The sequence below is a fragment of the Oleiphilus sp. HI0080 genome (genome assembly GCF_001635135.1).
The window spans coordinates 1-6,579 of sequence record NZ_LWFU01000475.1; the positions used below are offsets into that span (position 1 = coordinate 1).

Annotated in this window: 6 protein-coding genes; 3 read left to right on the top strand and 3 right to left on the bottom strand. The window is 47.1% G+C overall.

Translation table 11 applies throughout. The features are described 5' to 3' along the window. Positions 1–336 (top strand): hypothetical protein (locus tag A3751_RS09875; protein WP_231876868.1); only part of this gene is annotated, 336 nt, incomplete at its 5' end. Beyond that, complete coding sequence (locus A3751_RS09880) at positions 333–926, top strand: DUF1415 family protein (RefSeq protein WP_068455152.1); 594 nt, start codon at positions 333–335, stop codon at positions 924–926. The genes A3751_RS09875 and A3751_RS09880, both read left to right, overlap by 4 nt. A 21-nt stretch (positions 927–947) precedes the next feature. On the opposite strand, the gene A3751_RS09885 is transcribed toward A3751_RS09880, so the two are convergent. From A3751_RS09885 to A3751_RS09895, 3 genes are read right to left on the bottom strand one after another with little or no spacing between them, the layout of a single operon-like run. Beyond that, positions 948–2,705, bottom strand: coding sequence for a diguanylate cyclase (locus A3751_RS09885; RefSeq protein WP_082863163.1), 1,758 nt, complete (start codon positions 2,703–2,705; stop codon positions 948–950). A 25-nt stretch (positions 2,706–2,730) separates the two neighbouring features. Then, on the bottom strand, positions 2,731–3,174 hold the full coding sequence (locus A3751_RS09890; protein WP_068455159.1) for a PaaI family thioesterase: 444 nt from the start codon (positions 3,172–3,174) through the stop codon (positions 2,731–2,733). 23 nt (positions 3,175–3,197) lie between these two features. Next, positions 3,198–3,650, bottom strand: coding sequence for a hypothetical protein (locus A3751_RS09895; RefSeq protein ID WP_082863164.1), 453 nt, complete (start codon positions 3,648–3,650; stop codon positions 3,198–3,200). 426 nt (positions 3,651–4,076) lie between these two features. Between A3751_RS09895 and A3751_RS09905 the strand changes: the two genes are divergently transcribed. Next, entirely contained in the window at positions 4,077–6,455 is a 2,379-nt protein-coding gene (locus tag A3751_RS09905) for a Lon protease family protein (protein WP_082863165.1), read from the top strand. Positions 6,456–6,579 lie beyond the last annotated feature (124 nt).

The window sequence follows — 6,579 nt, forward strand, 5'->3', positions numbered from 1 at the left end:
TTTCTTTTTTCGGCGGAGCCCGCTGACGCCATGAAAGATGCTGAGTTCAAAGCCTTTGTCGAGGATGAGGTGAGACACGCACGTATGGAGGTAAGTTCCGCAGATGGGCATGTCCATTCAAATACGAATACTGACGCAGCGAAATCGATGGTTGGTACGCTTGCCGACCGGCCTACAATGACCATTCAGCCTCAGGATACGCGCGAAATGATTATCCGCTTTGACACTCCAACGAAGCTGGTTTTACGTTGCGTTATCGAAGGGCATGCTGATCACGGGCATGAGAGTTACATACAAGTCTTGGATGGTGGTTTCTTTGCGGACGGTGAATCATGACTGGTGAGGGAAAATTCTCTGAACAAGAAAAGTCAGCAATTGCGCTAATAGAGTTGTGGTTAAAGCAGGTCGTTATCGCTCAGGATTTCTGCCCCTTCGCTTCTTATCCCGCCAATCATGGACTCGTGAGAACGGTGGCCTGTTTTGAATCCTCACGTCTGGAATGCGCCTTCTTTTTTAAAGAGGAGATCGTACGACTGCTTGATGCTAACCCGACAGATCTAGAAACAACGTTGCTTGTTTTCAATAACACGGATTTTCCGGAGCTTGACGATTTGTTGGGGTTCATCGATGACATGCAGCGGTTTCTCGAAGAAAACGCGCTGGAGGAAACTTTTCAGTTGGTCGGCTTCCATCCTTCTTATCAATTTGAAGGGGAGGCAGTGAACGCGCGCTCAAACTTTACTAATCGCAGTCCGTTTCCGGTTATCCACGTGATACGAGAGAAATCGATGACAAAGGCCATCGAACGCTATGGCGAGAGCCGTGTCGAACAAATTCCCGAGAAGAACATCCGTCGGCTGCAGGAAATGAATGAGGCTGAATTTGAACAGACTATTTTGCGCTACTGTCGCCGGATAGAGAATTAAAATAGGTAGAGTTAGTCTAGCTTAAGGCGTGATAATAGCGCAGTTTCGGCCCGCTGCTTTCGCCTCATAGAGCCGTGCATCGGCGCGTTTCCAAGCTTGATCGATAGAATCATTTTCTTTGACGGGCGCACCGCCAATCGATAGCGTGGTATTAATGACTTCGCCACGATCGTTGATGACATGAAGTTCAGAGAATTCTTTCATTAGTCGATCAACGTAAAGCTTTGCCTGGCTCAGTGATGTATTCACTAGAAGTATAGAGAACTCTTCTCCTCCCATGCGCCCAACGATGCTCCGTCGGTAGACTTCGCCGCTTCGTTCTATTACGAGCTTGGAGGTGAGCTCTTCTCGCTGAGTTCGAGATTTAAGAAGAGCTCCAAATGCTGCTAGGAGGCGGTCTCCTGCGAGGTGGCCGTACTTGTCATTGAAACTTTTAAAGTGATCGATATCTAAGGCAAGCCAAACCAGTTCATGAGGCGTTTTATTGATCTCTTTGTCGACTGCTTTGAGGAATCCTCTTCGATTATTGATGCCCGTGAGTTCGTCTGTCTCACTTAGGCTCTGGTACTTTTTATATTGCTCTGACAGTGATTCGGATGTCTCTTTAAAAAACGAATAGCGGTAACTGAGTATCAACGAGAGCAGCCCGATCTCTATGGCTGTGCCGACCAATAACATGTTGGTTGCGAGCGTTGTAGGTCGAACCAACCCAATCCAAACAAAGGTCCACGCGAGAGAGCCGATAAGAAAACAGGACCACGCAAACAAAAATAGCTTTGCTAATGGATGGCCACGTTTAAGACCATGAAAGCCAGCAAAAAAACCGATCAAGATTGAGAAGATCGATAAGGAGTCATTAATGACGAAAGCGTAAAAGTCATTAACGAACAAGCTGATCAGCAACGCAATGATGATACTTGCCTGAGTAACCTGTGTGACTTTGTCTAGTCGTCCGCGCTCCTCCCGCAAATTGAAAAACTCCCTCGCAAAGGCGAGCGCTGCGTAGATGACGATATAAACGGTGGAACGCGCTACAACGCCTTGGCCGCCCCAATCGGGGAAATATACTCGCAGATAGCCTTGATAAACGATGGTGTAAAAGAACATACTGGCCACGTAGGCCGCATAGATGAGATATAGACGTTCTCCGGCGCTGATTCCGATCGCTAGGTTATAGCAAAACGCGAGCATCATTGCGCCAAGCACCATGCCTATCAGCATGTGTCTAGTGAGAGTTTCCCAAACCCAGGCCGAGGGCTCGTATACATCAATGCTAAAGTTATAAACTTGGCTCGTATTCAGTTTGAGATAGGCGATTTTCGTTTCTGTTGTTGGGTCGATGGAAAAGGTTAGGTAGGTAGTAGGTAAAGAGTTGGGGTTGTTTAGTTGGCGTCCTTCCGCGCTGATCCATTGCCAGCGACCTTGAATATTCTGCACAAGTAATCCATCTACACCTGTGTTTGGGACGACCTCAAGTAATAATCTGTCTTGCTTGATCCGTTTTGGTATTTCGATTTTTACCCAGAGTATAGGGTAATCATCGAGCTCCCAGAACTCGTCATTCGTCAATGAAACCTGGTAATAGTTGCCGGCGAAAGGTTTCCACTTTTGGTCTGGCAGTTCTAGAACATGCTGTAAGGCAAGGTTTTCACGGTCAAAGTAGGATGAATACTCAAATGTATGAGAATTAAAGGTGTTATCTGTCGCCCAAACACTGCATCCCAACATTACGAGCAGTACCAAGCCCGTAATGGTGTTCCTTGAGGCATTCCCTGGCATTTGCTGAAAACCTAACTAGTGGTGATCAGTGCTTGCGCAACTGATAGGTGCCAACGCTTCTCGCGACAATTTGACCGCTATGATCTTTTAAATCGCCAGCCAGTTCAAACTCGACTTTTCCTTCTGCTGCGCACCTTTGCTGGAAATCTGCAATTTCATCCGGAGTGAGGGAGACGCTGAAGGTGATATCGCCCATTGCGGGCTTTAAATAATCAATTCGGAAGCTTTTTAAAATCGGATAGCATTTGGCAATATCAAAATTAGCAAGCCAAAGCGCGCCGCCGGGTATTTCCGCAAGCGTGAACAGTGCGCCGGCGTACATGGCACCAAGATGGTTTTCGTTGCCCTTGCCGGGCATTAAACATGTGACTGCGCCATTCTCAGCAGACAAAAGCTGCAAGCCGCAACGCTTAACAAAACTGATCTTATCCTCTACAGCAAGCTTTACACTTTCGAAGTCCGTTGCCATCTTTTGGGTTGCTCGTTTGCTGATTATTGTTTTGAGTATATTCGTTCTATGCGAGAAAGGGCGTTATCTACTCGACGGTTATAGTGTTTTGTGTCGGTTGCATAGCAAAAAACAAGGCTAACTCGATAACCCTGTGACGACGCAGCGCAAGAGCTAACGGTTGCTTTAACATTAGACTGAACAATGTACTTGCCCTTGAAGCTCAACGAAACGACCGCACCCTCTTTTACTGGGACGCTTATGAAGCCTGCCATGCCATAACGATTGATATCAACGCACTGCACTGTAAGCGTGGGTTTTAGCCAACTGGTTAGCCCGGTAAAAGCAAGCTTGCAGCGCAATCCTGGCGCCTTGTGTCTGCGCTTGATACGCTTTTCGACCCAGTTGATAATACTTGGTGAGTGCATCCCTAACATCACATCTAACTTGAATGGTGTGAGCTTAATGGCTGACAGTTGTAAAAACAACCGTTGCATGCGCTGGTCTCAAACAATGATATCAATGTGTTGTCCGAGCTCTTTTTTCGCTTCCGAAGGTGTGCCCCTCATGGGTGCCTTCTTTCTTCTGTCATGACTCTTCCTTCTATCAGCAAAACTTATTACGAGCGCCTTTTTTCTACGATCGCTTGACCGACGGCGATCGGCAAAGGGGTTTCCTTTTTTTGTGTTGTTTTCCATATTGGGGACTCGGCTTCTAGCGGGAACCAAGCTTTTTCGTATCTGGGGTGCAAAGCGTTCGATAAACATAGTGCGTCGAATATTGATCGTGATGGTTATTTTATCGGCGATAGCTTAATGTTCTTTAATAATATCGGTGTGGTTTTGCGCCGTTCGATAATTTGGTGCACAGTGAAGGCTACTCTTCAAAATGACGACTCTCGAAGCATTGAGTAAGGTTGCGTAGTGAAAAAACTTATCCATTCTGATGTGTATGCTGAGTGCGTACCGTCAAGCATCTCAGGTGCCTCCACCAAGTCTTTAGAGCCTTTGGAGGAAATCGTTGGTCAAGAGCGTGCGCAAGAAGCGGTGCGTTTTGCGATGGCAATGCCCGGAAGTGGCTACAACATCTATGCTATTGGTCGGACAGGGCTCGGCAAACGAACCATGATGTTGCGTTATTTAAAGCGACAGATCACGCCGAAGCATGATGTCTCTGACTGGTGTTATGTGGTGAATTTCGAGGAGCCTAGAAACCCAACGATGTTGCAGCTGCCTGTCGGGCAGGGCATTCAGTTGAAGCGTGACATGGAGGCGTTGATGACGCGCCTTACCAAGGCGATCCCTCAAGCCTTCGATAATGAGAGTTACTACGAACGAGCCGATAAGCTTAAAACCGAATATGCCGAGATTCAGGAAGAGGCATTAGAAAAACTTGCCAAGCAGGCGCGCAGAAAGTCGGTTCAGTTGAGTATCACTACGCCGGGCGGCTATCGCCTCACAGCATTAAATGGTGAGGAACCTCATACGGCCGAAACCTTTGATAGCTTGTCGCAAGACGAGCAGGACAAGTTCGATGAGATAATCAATAAGCTTGAAGTCAAACTGCGCAACACGATTCGGAAGATGGCTGCTTGGGAGCAGGAGTTTGTTGATAAACAAGAGCAGCTGAATGAAGAGATGATCATAGGAGTCTCGAAGCATCACGTTGATAACCTCTTGGAGAAATACAAAAAGCTACCCAATGTCGTTAGCTATCTCCAGGCTCTGCAAAAGGACATGGTCGAGAATCTAGATATTTTTCTTGAGGAGCGGGATGAGCAGAGCGCTCTCGCGGATGCGACGCTGGATAAAAAGCTGCCGAGACGCTATCAGGTAAACGTATTGGTTCATCATAAAAACAACCGCCCGCCGGTGGTTGTTGAAGAGAATCCGAATTATCACAACCTTTTTGGTTATGTAGAGAGCGTGACCTATAAGGGTTCCGTCTTTACCGACTTTAGTTTGATTCGTCCCGGATCGATGCATCGAGCAAATGGTGGATACTTACTGATCGATGCAACAAAAGTCCTCGAGCAGCCTTTTGTCTGGGATGGGCTTAAACGCGCCCTTCGTGCGCGAGCCTTGCAAATTAACTCTCTAGAAAAAGAAGTTACTTTGTCTGGCACTATCTCGCTGGAGCCGGAAGCGATCCCTTTGGATGTAAAAGTGATCCTACTAGGTGACCGAGAAACCTATCTTTTGTTGCAGCACTATGACCCGGAGTTTGAGGAACTCTTCAAGGTGACGGCGGACTTCGAGAATGAGATGGCGAGAACGGCTGTATCTGAACAGCACTATTCGCAATTTATCTCGAGTCTTGTTCACGATAAGGGCTTTTTGCATCTAGATCGAAAAGCTATTGCGCGGGTGATTGAGTACAGTTCGCGTCAGGCAGAGGATCAAAGCAAGCTTTCTTTGCATGCTTCGGATATTGCGAACCTGTTGCGGGAGAGCAACTATTGGGCGAAAGAACAAGGTTCGAACATGATTCGCAATGCGCACGTGGAGCGTGCTCTAGAGAGCAATCTTATGCGCAACAGTCGCATTAAAGACCAGATGTTTCATACATTGAGCAACGGCTCGACACTTCTGAGTGTCAGCGGATCAGTTGTCGGTCAGATTAACGCTTTATCTGTGCTGAGTGTTGGCGGCACGGAGTTTGGTATGCCTAATAGGGTGACCGCAAACTGTTATTTTGGTGATGGCGATATTGTAGATATTGAGCACAATGCACGTCTTGGTGGCAACATTCACACCAAGGGGGTGATGATATTGTCATCGTATTTATCGACGCTTTTTGCGAAGTACAAGCCGATGCCTTTGTCCGCTAGCATCGCTTTTGAGCAGTCTTATGGTGAGGTTGATGGCGACAGCGCTTCGCTAGGTGAACTGTGTGCTTTGGTGTCGTCTCTCGGTGATCGTCCCATCAAGCAAAATTTTGCTGTTACAGGCTCTGTTAACCAGTTTGGTGAGGTACAACCGGTTGGTGGTGTAAATGAAAAAATCGAAGGCTTTTTTGATGCTTGTGAGATTCTTGGTTTGACTGGGGATCAGGCGGTTATTTTACCGGATACAAATCAAATCAATCTAATGCTCAACACCAAGGTACGCGAGGCTATTAAAGCGGGTCGTTTCCATATACATACAGTTAAGCATGTTGATGAGGCGCTTGAATTACTTCTTGGCGAGCACCCCGGAACGAAGGATAAGCATGGAAATTATCCGGTGCGCTCAATGTATGGTTCTATTCTTCAGAAATTTGATGCGCTTAGAGCGGCTGATACCGAACAAGGCGAAACCTGAGCTTGGCGCCAGCGAGCGCGTATTAATGTGTTTTTACCTGTCGAAAAGTGAGATTCACGCGCGGCGCGTGAACTTTTTTCGTTTTAGGGATTTGGTGTAGCCAATACATTTGCACCTCAGGGCT